1 protein-coding gene is annotated in these 560 nt (G+C 47.5%); it reads right to left on the bottom strand.

Going from position 1 to position 560, the window contains the following annotated elements; genetic code table 11:
• Window positions 1-560, bottom strand: a 560-nt coding sequence (locus ACFQEU_RS17740; RefSeq protein ID WP_379784298.1) for a hypothetical protein, incomplete at both ends; no start/stop codon positions are given.

The following is a 560-nucleotide window of genomic DNA, read 5'->3' as shown; positions in this document are numbered from 1 at the left end:
ATAAGAAAATACTGTCTCCTCAGTGGGTAGAAGGTTTGATGGACTATTTTGAGTGTTTAGTGCCTCATTGAGCAAATTTAAAAAGTTCTGGACTACTTTGATGTCCTCACGCACACCAGCCGTACACGTTGCAACCTTGATCAGTTGATTAAGGTCGTACTTTCCAGTCTCGACGTCGGGACATTTGGACGCAAAAGCACCAAACGCAGTGATCACGTCAGACGCTAAGTCAGCCTTAGTTTTCTTCGGTGCCTTACTTGTCTTGTTCATGTGCCGTGCGATTGTCGCGAAGCCTCTCTGGTTCATTTCTTCAACTTTCTCCAAGGCCGCATCCATCTCAGCCTTCGTTAGTGGTTTTCCTGGGGTGTAGATGGGAGTAGATTTAGTCTCGCTTACGGGACTTTCGGACGTAGCTGTGCCGTCTTCAGTATCAAAGGGCGCCTCATCTTCTTCGTACTTGGCGCTGTCAAAGAGTTGGCTTGAGGTGACGGGGTGGGGAATTTCGGAACTGTTCCGTTTTTCCCCAAGCTTCTTGATCGTGTTACTGACACTTTTATGGT

It is taken from the genome of Halorubrum tibetense (assembly GCF_042661865.1).
In the GTDB taxonomy this organism is placed as follows: Archaea; Halobacteriota; Halobacteria; order Halobacteriales; family Haloferacaceae; genus Halorubrum; species Halorubrum tibetense.
The sequence above is the reverse complement of the archived record's forward strand: the minus strand, read 5'-3'. Positions and strand labels throughout refer to the sequence as shown.